Origin of the sequence: Bacillus sp. B28, from assembly GCF_029536185.1 — a bacterium.
Taxonomy (GTDB): Bacteria; Bacillota; Bacilli; order Bacillales; family Bacillaceae; genus Bacillus; species Bacillus halotolerans.
Genome location: NZ_CP120511.1, coordinates 3,764,738 through 3,779,977, shown reverse-complemented (window position 1 = coordinate 3,779,977; position 15,240 = coordinate 3,764,738). Strand labels below are relative to the sequence as shown.

14 protein-coding genes and 3 other annotated features are annotated in these 15,240 nt (G+C 46.1%); of the genes, 11 read left to right on the top strand and 3 right to left on the bottom strand.

Annotated elements, in window-relative coordinates:
• Positions 1–6 precede the first annotated feature (6 nt).
• Positions 7–1,206 carry a transaminase BacF gene (locus P3L57_RS18865; RefSeq protein WP_069486768.1) on the top strand — a complete coding sequence of 400 codons (1,200 nt, stop codon included), beginning with the start codon at positions 7–9 and terminating at the stop codon, positions 1,204–1,206.
• 14 nt (positions 1,207–1,220) lie between these two features.
• Here P3L57_RS18865 and bacG read toward each other — a convergent pair whose 3' ends face one another.
• On the bottom strand, positions 1,221–2,000 hold the full coding sequence (bacG, locus tag P3L57_RS18860) for an NADPH-dependent reductase BacG (protein WP_069486769.1): 780 nt from the start codon (positions 1,998–2,000) through the stop codon (positions 1,221–1,223).
• 132 nt (positions 2,001–2,132) lie between these two features.
• Complete coding sequence (gene hemQ / locus P3L57_RS18855) at positions 2,133–2,897, bottom strand: hydrogen peroxide-dependent heme synthase (protein ID WP_059292304.1); 765 nt, start codon at positions 2,895–2,897, stop codon at positions 2,133–2,135.
• Between the two features lie 269 nt (positions 2,898–3,166).
• On the opposite strand from hemQ, the gene pta reads away from it, so the two are divergent.
• The 4 genes from pta (at position 3,167) to P3L57_RS18835 (ending at position 7,101) form a co-directional block, all read left to right on the top strand.
• A complete protein-coding gene (gene pta / locus P3L57_RS18850) occupies positions 3,167–4,138 on the top strand; it encodes a phosphate acetyltransferase (protein WP_024123241.1) in 972 nt (323 codons plus the stop codon).
• A 129-nt stretch (positions 4,139–4,267) separates the two neighbouring features.
• Positions 4,268–5,167: a cysJI operon transcriptional regulator CysL gene (gene cysL / locus P3L57_RS18845; RefSeq protein WP_044159849.1), complete on the top strand. Its 900-nt coding sequence runs from the start codon at positions 4,268–4,270 to the stop codon at positions 5,165–5,167.
• A gap of 47 nt (positions 5,168–5,214) precedes the next feature.
• The gene (gene lipL / locus P3L57_RS18840; protein ID WP_044159847.1) at positions 5,215–6,060 is read left to right on the top strand and encodes an octanoyl-[GcvH]:protein N-octanoyltransferase; all 846 of its coding nucleotides are present in this window, start codon (positions 5,215–5,217) and stop codon (positions 6,058–6,060) included.
• 150 nt (positions 6,061–6,210) lie between these two features.
• Complete coding sequence (locus P3L57_RS18835; RefSeq protein ID WP_099043805.1) at positions 6,211–7,101, top strand: carboxylate/amino acid/amine transporter; 891 nt, start codon at positions 6,211–6,213, stop codon at positions 7,099–7,101.
• Positions 7,102–7,241: 140 nt separating this feature from the next.
• On the opposite strand, the gene zapB is transcribed toward P3L57_RS18835, so the two are convergent.
• Positions 7,242–8,018 carry a cell division protein ZapB gene (gene zapB, locus P3L57_RS18830; protein ID WP_059335167.1) on the bottom strand — a complete coding sequence of 259 codons (777 nt, stop codon included), beginning with the start codon at positions 8,016–8,018 and terminating at the stop codon, positions 7,242–7,244.
• A gap of 214 nt (positions 8,019–8,232) precedes the next feature.
• On the opposite strand from zapB, the gene P3L57_RS18825 reads away from it, so the two are divergent.
• From P3L57_RS18825 to thrS, 6 genes are all read left to right on the top strand, one after another.
• Complete coding sequence (locus tag P3L57_RS18825) at positions 8,233–8,457, top strand: YuzB family protein (protein WP_024123235.1); 225 nt, start codon at positions 8,233–8,235, stop codon at positions 8,455–8,457.
• A gap of 162 nt (positions 8,458–8,619) precedes the next feature.
• Complete coding sequence (locus P3L57_RS18820) at positions 8,620–9,921, top strand: HD domain-containing protein (protein ID WP_059335166.1); 1,302 nt, start codon at positions 8,620–8,622, stop codon at positions 9,919–9,921.
• Between the two features lie 36 nt (positions 9,922–9,957).
• Positions 9,958–10,458, top strand: coding sequence for a YwgA family protein (locus P3L57_RS18815; protein ID WP_024123233.1), 501 nt, complete (start codon positions 9,958–9,960; stop codon positions 10,456–10,458).
• A 110-nt stretch (positions 10,459–10,568) separates the two neighbouring features.
• The gene (locus tag P3L57_RS18810; protein WP_044159839.1) at positions 10,569–11,042 is read left to right on the top strand and encodes an Rrf2 family transcriptional regulator; all 474 of its coding nucleotides are present in this window, start codon (positions 10,569–10,571) and stop codon (positions 11,040–11,042) included.
• The gene (locus P3L57_RS18805) at positions 11,039–12,436 is read left to right on the top strand and encodes an MFS transporter (RefSeq protein WP_264798213.1); all 1,398 of its coding nucleotides are present in this window, start codon (positions 11,039–11,041) and stop codon (positions 12,434–12,436) included. The genes P3L57_RS18810 and P3L57_RS18805 overlap by 4 nt, the downstream gene beginning before the upstream one ends.
• 52 nt (positions 12,437–12,488) lie before the next feature.
• Positions 12,489–12,713: a binding site (T-box leader), on the top strand.
• Positions 12,714–12,744: 31 nt separating this feature from the next.
• Positions 12,745–12,971 (top strand) — a binding site (T-box leader).
• 32 nt (positions 12,972–13,003) lie between these two features.
• Positions 13,004–13,228 (top strand) — a binding site (T-box leader).
• Positions 13,229–13,280: 52 nt separating this feature from the next.
• Positions 13,281–15,197, top strand: a complete 1,917-nt coding sequence (gene thrS, locus P3L57_RS18795; protein WP_069486772.1) for a threonine--tRNA ligase — start codon at positions 13,281–13,283, stop codon at positions 15,195–15,197.
• Positions 15,198–15,240: the final 43 nt, after the last annotated feature.

Sequence of the window (15,240 nt, the reverse complement as noted above, 5' to 3'; positions counted from 1 at the left end):
TTTCAGATGGAAATAACACCGTCCGACGTCATCAAGACACTTCCAAGGCAAGAATTTTCTCTCGTTTTTCAAAAGGTAAAAGAAATGGAAAAAACGGGGGCGCAAGTCATTAATCTTGGACAGGGGAATCCTGACCTTCCTACTCCGCCGCATATCGTGCAGGCATTGCAGGAGGCGGCTGTGAACCCTTCTTTCCACGGGTACGGGCCATTCAGAGGCTATCCCTTTCTGAAGGAAGCGATTGCCGCTTTCTATAAAAGAGAATACGGAGTGACAATCAATCCTGAAACAGAAGTGGCGCTCTTTGGCGGGGGAAAAGCAGGCTTGTATGTTTTGACACAATGCCTGCTCAATCCGGGAGATATCGCTTTGGTCCCGAACCCAGGCTATCCTGAATATCTTTCGGGTATTACAATGGCAAGAGCGGAGCTGTACGAAATGCCGCTGCACGCGGAAAACGGCTATCTGCCTGACTTTGAGAAAATAGATCCCGCTGTGTTACAAAAAGCGAAACTGATGTTTTTGAACTATCCGAATAACCCGACGGGAGCCGTGGCGGATACGGCTTTTTATGCAAAAGCGGCCGCATTTGCAAAAGAGCACCAGATTCATTTGATCCATGACTTTGCGTACGGCGCATTTGAGTTTGATAAAAAACCGGCCAGCTTCCTGCAGGCGGAGGACTCAAAAACTGTGGGCGCGGAGCTTTATTCGTTTTCAAAAACATTTAACATGGCCGGCTGGAGAATGGCGTTTGCCGTCGGGAATGAAAAGATCATTCAAGCGGTCAATGAATTTCAGGATCACGTCTTTGTCGGCATGTTCGGCGGACTGCAGCAGGCGGCCAGTGCGGCGCTGTCAGGAGATCCGGAACAAACAGATCGCTTGAAACGCATCTATGCGGAACGGATTGACTTTTTTACGGAGCTATGTGAAAAAGAACTGGGCTGGAAGATAGAAAGACCAAAAGGAACATTTTATGTATGGGCTGAAATTCCAAAAATGTTTGAGTCTTCTCATCAATTCTCTGACTACCTGCTGGAGCATGCCCATGTTGTCGTAACACCGGGCGAGATTTTCGGCAGCAACGGAAAACGTCATGTCAGAATATCAATGGTATCGAAGCAGGAGGATCTGCGGGAATTTGTCATGAGGATTCAAAAGCTGAACCTGCCGTTTGCTTCATTAGAAGAAGTATCCCGCTAAAAAGCGGGATTTTTTTATATGCTTTTCATGCTGCCGCCGTCAGCGGAAATTTGCTGCCCGGTGATATAGGAGGCTTCCTCGGAAGCGAGAAACGCGGCGAGCGCTGCGGTTTCTTCGGCTGATCCGACCCGTTTCATCGGGATGCCAGAAGCAATCTGTTCTACGGCTTCTTGTTTGGATATGCTGTTCTTTTCCATCACATTCTTCACAAATTGATGGTAACGGTCTGTAGCGATAAAACCAGGATTCAGGCAGTTGACAGTAATGTTGTGAGGAGCAAGCTGGATGGAAATATTTTTACTGGCGTTAATTAAAGCGGCATTGATCATGCTGTTTGTAAACATATTGGCGCCGGGTTCTTTCCACAGATTTCCGACAATGTTGATGATTCTGCCAAACTCGTTTTGTTTCATCAGAGAGGCGGTACGCTTGATAGCGTCAATATAGGCAACGGTTTTCTGTGTGAACGTGGCCGTCATATCCTCTATATTACAGTTATCAAATGTGTCAGGCGCGCCGCCCGGGATATTATTAATCAGAACATCAAGCCGTCCGCATTGAGATTCAATTTCTTTAAAAATCTCCTCTCTCGTTTGCTGGTCAGACATATCACCCGCAAGGACAATGACACTCGCCTCAGGATGCTTGGCCAAAATGTCTTTTTTGACAGGTTCAATATTGTCCAAGACTCGCGAATTGATGACGACGGTAAAATGCTGGTCTGCTAATTTCAGAGCAATTGCTTTTCCGATCCCTTGACTGGCTCCCATAATAAATGCGGTTCGTTTTGACAAATAACTGCACCCCTTTGAAAAAATTGGATTATTATCTACATCGTAAAAAAAAACGGAGAAAATAGCAAATTTTATTTAAATTCTGATAAAGAGGAATCGAAAAACTCCCGCCAGCTGCGGCGGGAGGAGAAATTATACATATAGGAATTGAGGAAGTGTATCGAGCGATAGGCGGTTGCCCACAAAGAACGAGCCAAATTCGCCGTAGCGCGCGCTGACTTCGTCAAAACGCATTTCATATACAAGCTTTTTGAATTGAAGCACATCATCACTGAACAGCGTAACGCCCCATTCATAATCGTCAAAGCCGACTGAACCTGTGATGATCTGTTTCACTTTGCCAGCATAGCTGCGTCCGATTAAGCCATGGCTTCTCATCAAGTTTCTTCGTTCTTCCATAGAAAGCATGTACCAGTTGTCATTGCCGGATCTTCTTTTATCCATTGGATAGAAGCATACATATTTTGATTCCGGCAGTTCAGGGTAAAGGCGCGCACGTACATGCGGATTTTCATACGGGTCGCCGTCGCCGCTCGCCAAATAGTTGCTCAGTTCAACAACTGACACGTAGGAGTAAGCCGGAATGGTGAACTCAGCAAGTCTTGATTTGTTGAATTCAAGCTCGATTTCATTTAATTCTTCCATAGTAGGGCGAAGAATCATCAGCATAAAATCAGCTTTTTGGCCAACGATGCTGTAAAGGGTTTGCGAGCCTTTCCCTTCTTTTTGGGCGACTCCCCATTTTTCAAGCAATCCTGTAAATTCATGAATGATAGACTGGCGCTCATCACTTGACAGCATCTTCCAGGAAGTCCAGTCCATTGTGCGGAAATCATGAAGCGCATACCAGCCGTCCAGCGTTTTTGCCGCTTCATTTGTCATTTGCTGTTCACTCATTTATCTTCACTCCTATTATCTTTTCGTTAATGCCTTCACTATATCATAGTTTATCCGATTCTACTGTGGAGAAACCTTGAACATCCGATTCGTATATCTCCTCAAAAATAAGAGAACATATAAGGAAAGAATCAGTTGCTTAAATTAGTTAGAAAAATAAGATTTTTTGATGAAAGCGCTATAATAAAAGTTGGCTGTTTGAATTTGACTGGAAGAAGAGTATGCTAGTAAAAGAAAGCGTTTTTGTAACTTTTTGAGGAGGGTTTATTGTGGCAGATTTATTTTCAACAGTGCAAGAAAAAGTAGCTGGAAAAGGCGTTAAAATTGTATTTCCTGAAGGCTTGGACGAACGTATTTTAGTTGCGGTCAGCAAGCTTGCAGACAATAAAGTGCTGAATCCAATTGTGATCGGCAATGAAAATGAGATCCAAGCAAAAGCAAAAGAACTGAATGTGACGCTTGACGGCGTTGATATTTATGATCCTCATACATATGAAGGCATGGAAGATCTTGTACAGGCATTCGTGGAACGCCGCAAAGGCAAAGCAACAGAAGAACAGGCTCGAAAAGCGCTCTTAGACGAGAACTACTTCGGCACAATGCTTGTATACAAAGGCCTTGCAGCGGGTCTTGTGAGCGGAGCGGCTCATTCAACTGCCGACACTGTCCGTCCGGCTCTTCAAATCATCAAAACAAAAGAAGGCGTGAAAAAGACTTCAGGCGTCTTCATCATGGCACGCGGCGATGAGCAGTACGTATTCGCAGATTGCGCGATCAACATTGCACCAGACAGCCAAGACCTTGCGGAAATCGCGATCGAAAGCGCCAATACGGCAAAAATGTTCGACATTGATCCTCGCGTAGCAATGCTCAGCTTCTCTACAAAAGGCTCAGCAAAATCTGATGAAACAGAAAAAGTAGCGGATGCTGTGAAAATCGCGAAAGAAAAAGCGCCTGAATTAACGCTTGACGGCGAATTCCAATTTGACGCTGCATTCGTTCCATCTGTAGCTGAGAAAAAAGCGCCGGATTCCGAGATCAAAGGAGACGCGAACGTATTCGTATTCCCAAGCTTGGAAGCAGGAAACATCGGCTACAAAATTGCTCAGCGTTTAGGCAACTTTGAAGCTGTAGGACCAATCCTGCAAGGCTTAAATATGCCTGTTAACGATCTTTCAAGAGGTTGTAACGCTGAAGATGTTTACAATCTCGCATTAATTACAGCGGCACAAGCACTGTAAGAAAAGCGATGGCAGCTCTCTCGCAGAGGGCTGCTTTTTTTGCGCCTTCTTTACCAGAACAGATGATATGAGTAAAATAAAGAAAACTGATCATCATTATAAATCTTATTTATGACAGGGGTGGGGCCTTTGTATTACGACGTGCTGAAAACCTTTATCGCAGTGGTGGAAGAAAAAAATTTCACAAAAGCAGCAGAAAAGCTGATGATTTCCCAGCCCAGCGTCAGTCTGCATATTAAAAATCTTGAAAAAGAATTTCAAACGGCTCTGCTGAATCGGTCGCCGAAGCATTTTACGACAACACCGACAGGGGACATTTTGTATCAAAGGGCAAAGCAAATGGTATTTCTCTACGAGCAGGCCAAGGCTGAAATCTACGCGCACCATCATTATGTAAAAGGTGAATTGAAAATAGCCGCCAGTTTTACAATCGGAGAGTATATTCTTCCGCCGCTTCTTGCCCAGCTGCAAAAGCTGTATCCTGAGCTGAATCTGGACGTCATGATTGGCAATACAAAGGAGGTAAGCGAACGTGTCCGAATGCTTCAGGCTGATATCGGGCTGATTGAAGGACATACGGACGAGAATGAACTGGAAATTGAACCGTTCATGGAGGATGAAATGTGCATCGCAGCGCCGAACCAGCATCCGCTTGCCGGAAAAAGAGACATTTCAATCAGCGATTTGCAAAATGAAGCGTGGGTGACAAGGGAAAAAGGCTCCGGCACAAGGGAATATCTCGATCATGTGCTCAGCTCGAACGGACTGCGGCCGAAGTCGATGTTCACTATCAGCAGCAATCAAGGTGTAAAAGAAGCGGTGATCAGCGGCATGGGTTTATCGGTCTTATCAAGAAGCGTGCTGCATAAGGATTTGATCCACCGTGACATTTCAATTCTCCACATTAAAGATTTCTCATTAAAGCGCAAGCTGTCTTATATTCATTCTCCTCTCATGGAGAATACAAAAAATAAAGAAATTTTCATTACGATGCTGAAAAGCAATTTTCAATCATCACAGCTGAAATGATATAATAGTTTTCGTTCATAAGCCTAACATGAAAGGGTTTTACATAGATGGCAAACCAACCGATTGATTTACTGATGCAGCCGACATGGAGAGTCATTGACCAATCCAGTCTCGGCCCTTTATTTGACGCGAAGCAATCCTTCGCTATGGACGATACGCTGTGCGCCTCTGTAGGAAAAGGCGTGTCGCCGGCGACAGCACGCTCTTGGGTGCACCACGACACGATTGTCCTCGGTATTCAGGATACGCGGCTCCCGTTTTTGCAGGACGGCATTGCCCTGCTGGAAAATGAGGGATACCGCGTCATCGTCCGCAATTCCGGCGGTCTTGCTGTTGTTTTGGATGAAGGCGTTTTAAATATTTCTCTCATATTCGAGGACCAAAAGAAGGGCATCGATATAGACAGAGGATACGAAGCAATGGTGGAACTGATGAAACGGATGCTTAAGCCGTACGGGGCAAAGATTGAAGCCTATGAAATTGAGGGCTCCTATTGTCCAGGCAGCTATGATCTCAGCATTGACGGCAAAAAGTTCGCCGGCATTTCTCAAAGACGTCTTCGCGGCGGTGCAGCCGTTCAAATTTATCTCTGTGCAGATAAAAGCGGCAGCGAGAGGGCAGATCTGATCAGACGATTCTATCAAGCCGCCCTGAAGGATAAACAAAACGACAAAAAAGGCGTCTACCCGGATATACGTCCGGAAACCATGGCATCGTTAAGTGAGCTTCTGCATACCGATATCTCCGTACAGGATTTAATGCTTGCTTTGCTTACGGAATTAAAAGCGTTAAGCACCCGCCTCTACTCAGCCGGACTGTCCATTGACGAGGAATTGGAATTTGAGAAAAATCTTGTCCGGATGACAGAACGGAATGAAAAGGTGTTTGGATGAACGCCATTTGCATGTCAGCCGATACGGCTGGCATGCTTTTTTTTGCCTATCATCTTGTTTTTAGATAAATCTTTCTTATAAACAGAAAACAATTGCAGCAAAAAAAGCGATAAAATAACAGCAGCATCTGCATACAAAGGGGAGAGGCAAATGAAAGGGAATGTTTACAGCCTGTTTGTGCTGATCGCGGCTTTTTTCTGGGGAACAACCGGCACTGTTCAGGCGCTGGCTCCAGAAAGCGCCACTCCGCTGGCATTCGGAGCGGTCAGATTATTGGTAGGCGGCAGCGCCATGCTTCTTGTGGTTTGTATCAGCCGAGAGCTTCACGTGAAAAATTGGTCATGGCCTCCCGTGTTTTTAGCAGCGATTTGTATGGCCTGTTATCAGCCGCTTTTTTTCACCGCCGTAAAAGAAACAGGGATTGCGGTTGGGACAGTGATTGCCATCGGCAGTGCGCCTATTATTGCCGGGAGCTTAGAGTGGGCCGTTTTGAAAAAACGTCCGCGAAATTCCTGGTGGATTGCAACTGTATTGGCTTTGGCGGGATGCTGGCTCCTGTTTTCAGACGGCTCCAATGTTCGGATTGATGTGTCAGGGGCTCTCATGGCGATTGGAGCAGGTGCATCTTTTGCGGGTTATACCTTGATCAGTAAATCAATGATGAAAACACAGCCGCCGAGAGCTGCCTCAGCTGTTGTCTTTATGCTCAGCGCCATATTGCTGATGCCGCTATTGTGGCAGTCGGATCTCTCTTGGATGCTGACTCCAAAAGGATGGGGAACGAGCCTTTACATCGGGTTAATTGCGACATGCGCGGCCTACTTTTTGTTTGCAAAAGGCCTCACCGGCGTTCCGGCTTCGGCAGCGGTTACACTGTCCCTGGCTGAGCCGCTGACCGCCTCATTGCTGGGCGTGTTTTTCATAGGTGAAATGCTTTCTCTTTCCTCATGGCTCGGCATCGTGCTGATGATGTTAGGGCTTCTGGTCATTTCAGGGGCGCCTCGCAAGCAAAAGCCAGCTGAAGCGGCTCATGTGTCTTAATAGATTAGCATAAGCCTGGGCTCATTTTACAAGACTAACGGAGCCGCCGCAAAAACAGAAAATCCTCTTTTCTAAAAGGAAAAGGGGATTTTTTAATGGCAAAACCCCAAAACATGTCATCGTTTTGGGGTTTTTAAAAGCTATTCCGCCATTTTTTCTAAATTTCCGTTCCGGTCCATTTTGAAGGACGGAGAGGCATGTTCATCATCTTCAAATAAAACTAGTTTTCTGGCTCTATTCATGATTTTTACTAAGGTTTCATAATCTTCCTGGATCGTTTTTTGATCTTTTTCAAGTTTTTGAACTTCTGCTTCCAGCTGTTCTGTTTTGCTTTGTAATTCTTGGTTTTCTTTCTTTAAACGCTCATTTTCCATTTTTAAAGCTGAGGATTGCTCATGATTGCCTTCGTAATTCTGCAGGAATCTGATGACATCATTCATCGTCATCTCAGGCGCAGACGTTTGAGGAGACAATAAGTGTGATAGACTAGCTAACTCTTCCTTAAAGCTGTCATCCACAAAAGGCATGTGCTCGCCTGACATCAATGCCTGCTTCTCATTTTCGGCAGTCGGGGTTTCAGGTTTCACTTGCTCCTCCTGCACTGCAGTTTCTTGAATTGTATCGGGATCAACCGCAGGAGGCTGATATAGCAGTCTTTTCTTCGCAGGCTGTCCGTTTCCAAGGGCTCTCATGCGCTGTTTTCGCTGTTTCTTTGCAAGCTGAAGCGCTTTTTCATATTGATGGCGCACCACCGCGTTCCATCTGAATCCGCAGGCTGCGGACGTCCGATTTAATTTATCGCCGACCTCTTCAAAGGCATTCAGCTGAGTGCTGCCTTCTCTTACATGCCGAAGCACAGTTTCGGCTAAAAGCAAATCATTTTCTTCTGACCAAGCGTCCTGGCGCTGTTTTGTCATTTATCTCAACTCCCATTTTTCTTTTCATGATATTAGAATGTCCAGATTGGAAAATATTTATACAAATTGGCTGGAAGAATAGGAGATACGGAGGCTGAAGCGGCTTGCAGGAACAGTCGAATCCTTGTACAATGAGGAGTGATGTGATTTTTTCGACAGAGCGATTTTAGGTTTAAAACATAGATGAACATAGAAATGAAGGGAAGCGTACGTCATGGCTAATGAATTTCGAGTGTGTGATGATTGCCAAGCCACTAATATCAAAACATTGCTGCCGCGTTTAAAAGAAGTAGACCCGGACGCAAAGGTTGAGGTAGGATGCCAATCTTATTGCGGGCCCGGACGGAAAAAATCGTTTGCTTTTGTAAACAATCGCCCGCTGTCAGCTCCGACAGAGGATGAGCTGATTGACAAAGTGAAAAAGAAATTAAAAAAGTAAAAACATATTTTTTCATAGCCTCGGCCCTCTGGTCAGGCTTTTTTGCTTCACATCCATGTGATTTTCGGAAAGATGGAACAAATCGCCGGACAAATTCAAGGATGTTTTCAAAGAATAGAGTCGATATAATAGAAACACGGCTAAAAAAAAGAGGGAATGACGATGGCGTATCCAAATGGAAAATTATCAGAAGAAAAAGTGTTTAAAGATCCGGTGCACCGCTATGTTCATGTACGGGACAAGCTGATATGGGATCTGATCGGAACCCGCGAATTTCAGCGTCTCCGCAGAATCAAGCAGCTCGGCACGACGTATTTGACGTTCCATGGCGCTGAGCACAGCCGGTTCAACCATTCTCTCGGTGTCTACGAAATTGTCAGGAGAATGGTTGATGATGTCTTTAAAGGCCGTCCTGAATGGGATGACAGTGAGCGCGAACTCTGTTTGTCCGCGGCGCTGCTTCATGATCTCGGGCACGGGCCGTTCTCGCATTCATTTGAAAAAGTCTTTCATCTTGACCACGAAGATTTTACAAGAGATATCATTTTGGGAGACACAGAGGTTAATCAGGTGCTCAGAAAGGTGAGCCCGCGTTTCCCGCAGGATGTTGCTGAAGTCATTGCCAAAACATATAAAAACAAACAAGTGGTCAGCCTGATTTCGAGTCAGATTGACGCGGACCGCATGGATTATCTGCAGCGCGACGCTTACTATACGGGCGTCAGCTACGGCCATTTTGACATGGAGCGGATTCTCCGGGTGATGCGCCCGCGTGAGGATCAAATCGTCATTAAACAAAGCGGAATGCACGCTGTAGAAGACTATATTATGAGCCGCTACCAAATGTACTGGCAGGTCTATTTCCACCCTGTGACGAGAAGTGCGGAGGTTATTTTAACGAAGATTCTCCACAGAGCGAAGCAGCTCCATGATGAAGGTTATGTGTTCACTCATGCTCCGGTTCATTTCTATTCTATTTTTGAAGGGAAACTGACGCTGGAGGATTATTTGAGGCTGGATGAATCTATTATTTTGTATTATTTCCAGGCCTGGGAGGATGAAGAAGACCCGATTTTATCCGATTTGTGCCGCAGATTCATTAACCGCCAGCTGTTCCAATACGTTGAATTTAATCCGAATGAAGAGATGTCGGCCTATTTTGAGCTGACCTCATTATTCAAAGAGGCTGGAATCGATCCGAGCTATTATTTGGTCGTGGATTCTTCTTCAGATCTGCCATACGATTTTTACCGTCCAGGAGAGGAAGAGGAGCGTTTGCCGATCCATCTCTTGACGCAAAACGGTCAAATTAAAGAGCTGTCCAGACAGTCGGCCATTGTGGAATCCATCTCCGGAAAGCGGCGGACGGACCACAAGCTGTACTATCCGAAGGACCTGATTTGTGACGGCTCTGAACACCCGGAAGCGAAAATGAAAATCCGGCAGCTGCTGGGACTGACATAGAAATTGGTAAAGAAGGAAAAAGGAGATGTCGGGAATTTGTTGAAAGAACATGCAAAACTGATGAAGGTGTTCTCGGATTCTGGAGAAATCATCGGGCGAAAGAAGCTGCAAAAAATGATTTATATTGCGAAGAAAATGCAGTTTCCTTTCTATGAGAAATATGATTTTCACTTTTACGGGCCGTATTCGGAGGAACTGACGCTCCAAATTGAAGAGCTGTGCAACCTTGGATTCCTGCATGAGGTAAAGGAAAAAAAGGGCGGCTACTTTCAATACCGTTATTCGCTGACAGAGACGGGCTCCGCGTTTTTAGACCACGCCGATCTTGATATGCCTGATATCAAGCACTATATTGACAGTGTAAACAACCGTTCATCACGGTTTTTAGAGCTGGTCTCCACGATTCTTTACTTTGACGGGCTTGAGGCTGAGGAAAAGAAAGAGAAAGTATTTACAATCAAAAGCAAGCAAAAGTATACCAATGAAGAATATGACGAAGCGCTTCAATACATAGAAGAGCTGAAGCAGATTTGTTAACCATACAAGCAAAAGAAATGAATCGTTTCTTTTGCTTTTTTTATTGACAAAACCTGCTAATGGATCTATTGTGGATAATAGTTATCCATAATGAACCGGGAGGGAACATAATGAAAATGAAATCGGGAATGGAGCAGGGAATTTCTGTGCTGCTGTTACTGTCACGGCTGCCTGTGCAGGCTTCTTTAACATCAGAGGCGATCAGCCAGCGCTTGCACATGTCTCCGTCTTATCTGAAAAAGCTGATGAGAACTTTGGTGCAGGCTGGTTTGGCAGAGTCCATACCAGGTACGAAGGGAGGCTTTACGATTACGAAGCCTTTGACGGATATTACCCTCTATGATGTCTATCAAGCTGTTGAAGGAAGAGGTTCCATGTATCAAGGAAAAGGCCTTTTGCCATCTGTATTTGAGAGCGGAAATCCCTGTGTGCTGGAGACGGTAATGGGGGATATTGAGGATAAATGGGCTTCGCTCATGAAGGAAGAAACCTTGCAGGGTGTCATGAACAGAATCGGAAAACTTTATGACCTCGAAAAAATTGATGATTGGGTACATCATCAGCTGAAAGGGCAATGGCAATGAAAAACAGCGGGCCTTTACATCAATCAGGATCAACAGGCATCTCAGTGTTAATCGTGCTCGCTCTCGGTTTTCTCATGGCTACGCTTGATGTGACCGTGGTGAATGTTGCAATTGCTGATATGAAAAACGTTCTTCCCCTTTCACTTTCAGGGGTGACGTGGGTTGTAGACGGGTACATGCTTACATTTGCTTCGCTTCTGCTGGCCGGCGGTGCGCTGGCTGACCGTTACGGCTCAAAGACCATTTATATGCTGGGTTTGGCCGTTTTTGTTCTTGCCTCATGTCTATGCGCTGTGTCAGCAAATGGCCAAATGCTGATCGCAGGCCGGCTGTTGCAGGGTCTTGGCGCGGCTTTGTTTATGCCGAGTTCACTCAGCCTTTTGGCTGCCTCTTACCCCGATGAACGGGTGCGGGCCAAAATGTTTGGCTTGTGGGCCGCTCTCGTCTCCGCCGCCTCCGGACTGGGGCCTTTTATCGGCGGTGTTCTGGTGAATGCGGCAGGGTGGCAGAGTATTTTTCTGATCAATGTGCCGTTAGGGGTTGCGGCGCTTATTTGCGCCTATCGAACGCTCAGCAGTTTCCCGGGAAAAGGCAGCCGGGTGAATATCACAGGGCATCTGCTTGGAATGGCGGCTCTCGGATTTCTTTCATTTGCGCTGATACAGGGCGCTTCAATAGGCTGGAGTTCGCTCTCCATTCTCGGTGCTTTCGCGGCGGCGGTTTTGGCGTTTGTGCTTTTTATTCTGAGAGAAATTTTTTCGGCAACATCTATTCTTCCTGCGTCATTATATAAAAACGGACGTTTCTCGGCAGCGCAGTTCGTTGGGTTTTTGCTGAATTTTGCTCTTTTTGGCGGTATGTTTATGCTGAGTCTATTTTTGCAGGAAGCAAGAGGCGCAAGTTCCTTTTTAGCGGGAGTCGAACTATTGCCGATGATGGCTGTCTTTGTGGTCGGAAATCTGCTGTTTGCCCGGCTGGCGAACCGTTTTGAAGCGGGGCTTCTTATGTTTGTTTCAATGGCTGTCAGCTGCATCATGGCATTGCTGTTATTTGTCATGGTTTCTCCGGATTTGCCTTACTGGCAGCTTGCGGTTCTGACATCTGCCATGAATCTTGGTGTCGGCATTACGGTTCCTGCCATGACGGCTGTGATGATGAAGACAGCGGGACAGGAGCATGCAAATATCGCAGGAGCAGCTTTAAATGCCAACCGGCAAATCGGGGCATTGGTTGGCGTAGCGGTTTCCGGAGTGGTCATTCATCTGTCCGCCACTTGGTACGCCGGAGCTGGGTTTACGTTTTTGATGATGGGCGCGGCATACAGTCTTGCCGCATTCCTTGTGTGGCGGTTTATGGCTTTTCATAAAGAAACGTCCGCTTCTGCATCATCATAAAATCGACCATTGTCTTTTCAAGAAATATATAGTAAGATATATGAAATTATTCAAACAGGCACTGATAAGGACACGAGATGCTTTTTACGGTTTCCAGAGAGGGAAGGACCAGCTGAAACCTTCCTAACGCAGAGAAAGCAGCTTACCGCCTTTGAGCCGTATCGGGGAAATTAAGTATCCGATGCCGTCATGCTGCGTTACAGCACCGAGCCGACGAACATGTATGTTTGTTGGGAATTTGGGTGGAACCACGAATTTTAACACATTCGTCCCTTGCGAGGGATGGATGTGTTTTTTTATATGAGTCAATAAATGCGATGAAAAGGACATGAATGATATTTACGGTTTTCAGAGAGGGAAGAAAAGGTGCGAGCTTCCCAGCTTAGGAATATCATTTACCGCCTTGGAGCAGCGTTGGGGAACAGTCAGTATCCGATGCCGTTTATGCTGCGTTACAGCACCGAGCCGATGAACATGAGTGTTCGTTGGGAACTTGGGTGGAACCACGGGTTAATCACACACACTCGTCCCTTATAGAGGGACGGGTGTGTTTTTTTATATACATATAGAAATGCGATGAAAAGGACATGAATGATATTTACGGTTTTCAGAGAGGGAAGGAAAGGTGCGAGCTTCCCAGCTTAGGAATATCATTTACCGCCTTGGAGCAGCGTTGGGGAACAGTCAGTATCCAATGCCGTTTATGCTGCGTTACAGCACCGAGCCGATGAACATGAAAGTTCGTTGGGAACTTGGGTGGAACCACGGGTTAATCACACACTCGTCCCTTATAGAGGGACGGGTGTGTTTTTTTATATACAACAATGAATAAGGAGTGTTTGAAATGAGTAAACATGTAAGTATTCAGCTTCCGGACGGACAGGTAAAGGAATATCCGAAAGGCACTACAGTCAAAGAGGCGGCTGCGTCCATCAGCTCCAGTTTGGAAAAGAAAGCAGCAGCGGGACAGGTTAATGGCCGGCTCGTTGATGTCAGCTTCAAGCTGGAGGAAGATGCTGAGCTTTCAATTATCACACTGGATTCTCCAGAAGGCTTGCAGGTGCTTCGCCATACATCAGCGCATGTGCTGGCTCAGGCAGTGAAACGGCTGTACGGCGAAGCGTCCTTGGGAATAGGGCCTGTCATTGAAGACGGATTTTATTATGATATGAAGCTTGATCGGAGTCTGACTTCCGGAGATTTAGAGGCCATCGAAAAAGAGATGAAGCATATTATAAACGAAAATATGGATATCAAGCGAATAGAGGTTTCTTACGAGGAGGCTGAAGCGCTTTTTGCAGAAAAAGGCGAGCCGTTTAAGCTGGAGATTTTGAAAGACATTCCGCGCGGGGAGAGCATGACGCTGTATCAGCAGGGAGAATTTGTTGACCTGTGCCGCGGGCCGCATCTTCCTTCAACAGGAATGATCAAGGCGTTCAAATTAACACGGGTGTCGGGTGCTTATTGGCGAGGAGACAGCCAAAATGAAGTCCTTCAGCGGGTGTACGGTGTTGCGTTTCAAAAGAAAAAAGATCTCGAGGCGCATCTGCATATGCTGGAAGAAGCAGCGAAACGGGATCACCGCAAGCTGGGAAAACAATTAGAGCTGTTTATGTTCTCGGAAGAAGCCCCGGGAATGCCGTTTTATTTGCCAAAAGGGCAGATTGTCCGCAATGAGCTGGAACGCTTTTCGCGTGAACTGCAAACAAATGCCGGCTACGCTGAGGTGCGTACGCCGTTTATGATGAATCAGCGGTTATGGGAGCAGTCAGGGCACTGGGACCATTATCGCGACAATATGTATTTTTCGGAAGTAGATCAGACTGCATTTGCAATGAAGCCGATGAACTGCCCCGGCCATATGCTCATCTTTAAAAACAGCCTGTACTCCTATCGGGATCTGCCGATTCGTATGGCGGAGTTCGGCCAGGTGCACCGCCATGAATACAGCGGTGCTCTGAACGGAATGCTCCGCGTCCGGACGTTCTGCCAGGATGACGCGCATATCTTTGTTCGGGAGGATCAAATCGAGAGTGAAATCAAAGAAGCCATTCGGCTGATTGACGAGGTATACCGCACATTCGGTTTCGAGTATACGGTTGAGCTTTCCACTCGTCCGGAGGATTCATCAGGTGAAGACAGCGTGTGGGAAATGTCTGAAAACGCCTTGAAACACGTCCTTGAGGATCTGGGTCTTCCTTATGAAGTAAACGCAGGGGATGGAGCGTTTTACGGAGCGAAAATCGATTTTCATATTAAAGACGCTCTGAAGCGGAGCCACCAATGCGCCACAATCCAGCTTGATTTTCAAATGCCGGAAAAATTTGATTTAACATATATTAATGAGCACAATGAAAAGGTTCGTCCCGTTGTCATTCACAGAGCGGTATTCGGCTCAATTGACCGTTTCTTCGGCATTCTGATCGAGCATTTTGGCGGAGCTTTTCCAGTCTGGCTTGCGCCGGTGCAGGTCCAAATTATACCGGTTTCTCACGTTCATATGGACTACTGCGAAAAGGTGCAGTCTGAGCTAAAGCGGCTCGGGATAAGAGTCAATATTGATGAACGCAATGAAAAGCTTGGCTACAAAATCAGAGAATCACAAATGCAGAAAATCCCGTACATGCTGGTGCTTGGGGATCAGGAAGTGAGTGAAAAGGCGGTAAACGTCCGTCAATTCGGACATCAGAAGAGTGAACAAGTTCCTTTTCAGGTATTTAAAGAGAATATTGTCAAACAGGTGAAAAATCGAAGCATGTAGGAGAAAAGTTGCGAATTCGCTGTTTGCTTTTTTGACTTTCCCT

Coding starts and splice junctions, on each gene's coding strand:
- P3L57_RS18835 (WP_099043805.1), top strand. CDS start 6,211: ATGAAAGGGAATGTTTACAGCCTGTTTGTGCTGATCGCGGCTTTTTTC.
- P3L57_RS18810 (WP_044159839.1), top strand. CDS start 10,569: ATGAAAATGAAATCGGGAATGGAGCAGGGAATTTCTGTGCTGCTGTTA.
- lipL (WP_044159847.1), top strand. CDS start 5,215: ATGGCAAACCAACCGATTGATTTACTGATGCAGCCGACATGGAGAGTC.
- hemQ (WP_059292304.1), bottom strand. CDS start 2,897: ATGAGTGAACAGCAAATGACAAATGAAGCGGCAAAAACGCTGGACGGC.
- P3L57_RS18820 (WP_059335166.1), top strand. CDS start 8,620: ATGGCGTATCCAAATGGAAAATTATCAGAAGAAAAAGTGTTTAAAGAT.
- zapB (WP_059335167.1), bottom strand. CDS start 8,018: ATGACAAAACAGCGCCAGGACGCTTGGTCAGAAGAAAATGATTTGCTT.
- P3L57_RS18805 (WP_264798213.1), top strand. CDS start 11,039: ATGAAAAACAGCGGGCCTTTACATCAATCAGGATCAACAGGCATCTCA.
- P3L57_RS18825 (WP_024123235.1), top strand. CDS start 8,233: ATGGCTAATGAATTTCGAGTGTGTGATGATTGCCAAGCCACTAATATC.
- P3L57_RS18865 (WP_069486768.1), top strand. CDS start 7: ATGGAAATAACACCGTCCGACGTCATCAAGACACTTCCAAGGCAAGAA.
- thrS (WP_069486772.1), top strand. CDS start 13,281: ATGAGTAAACATGTAAGTATTCAGCTTCCGGACGGACAGGTAAAGGAA.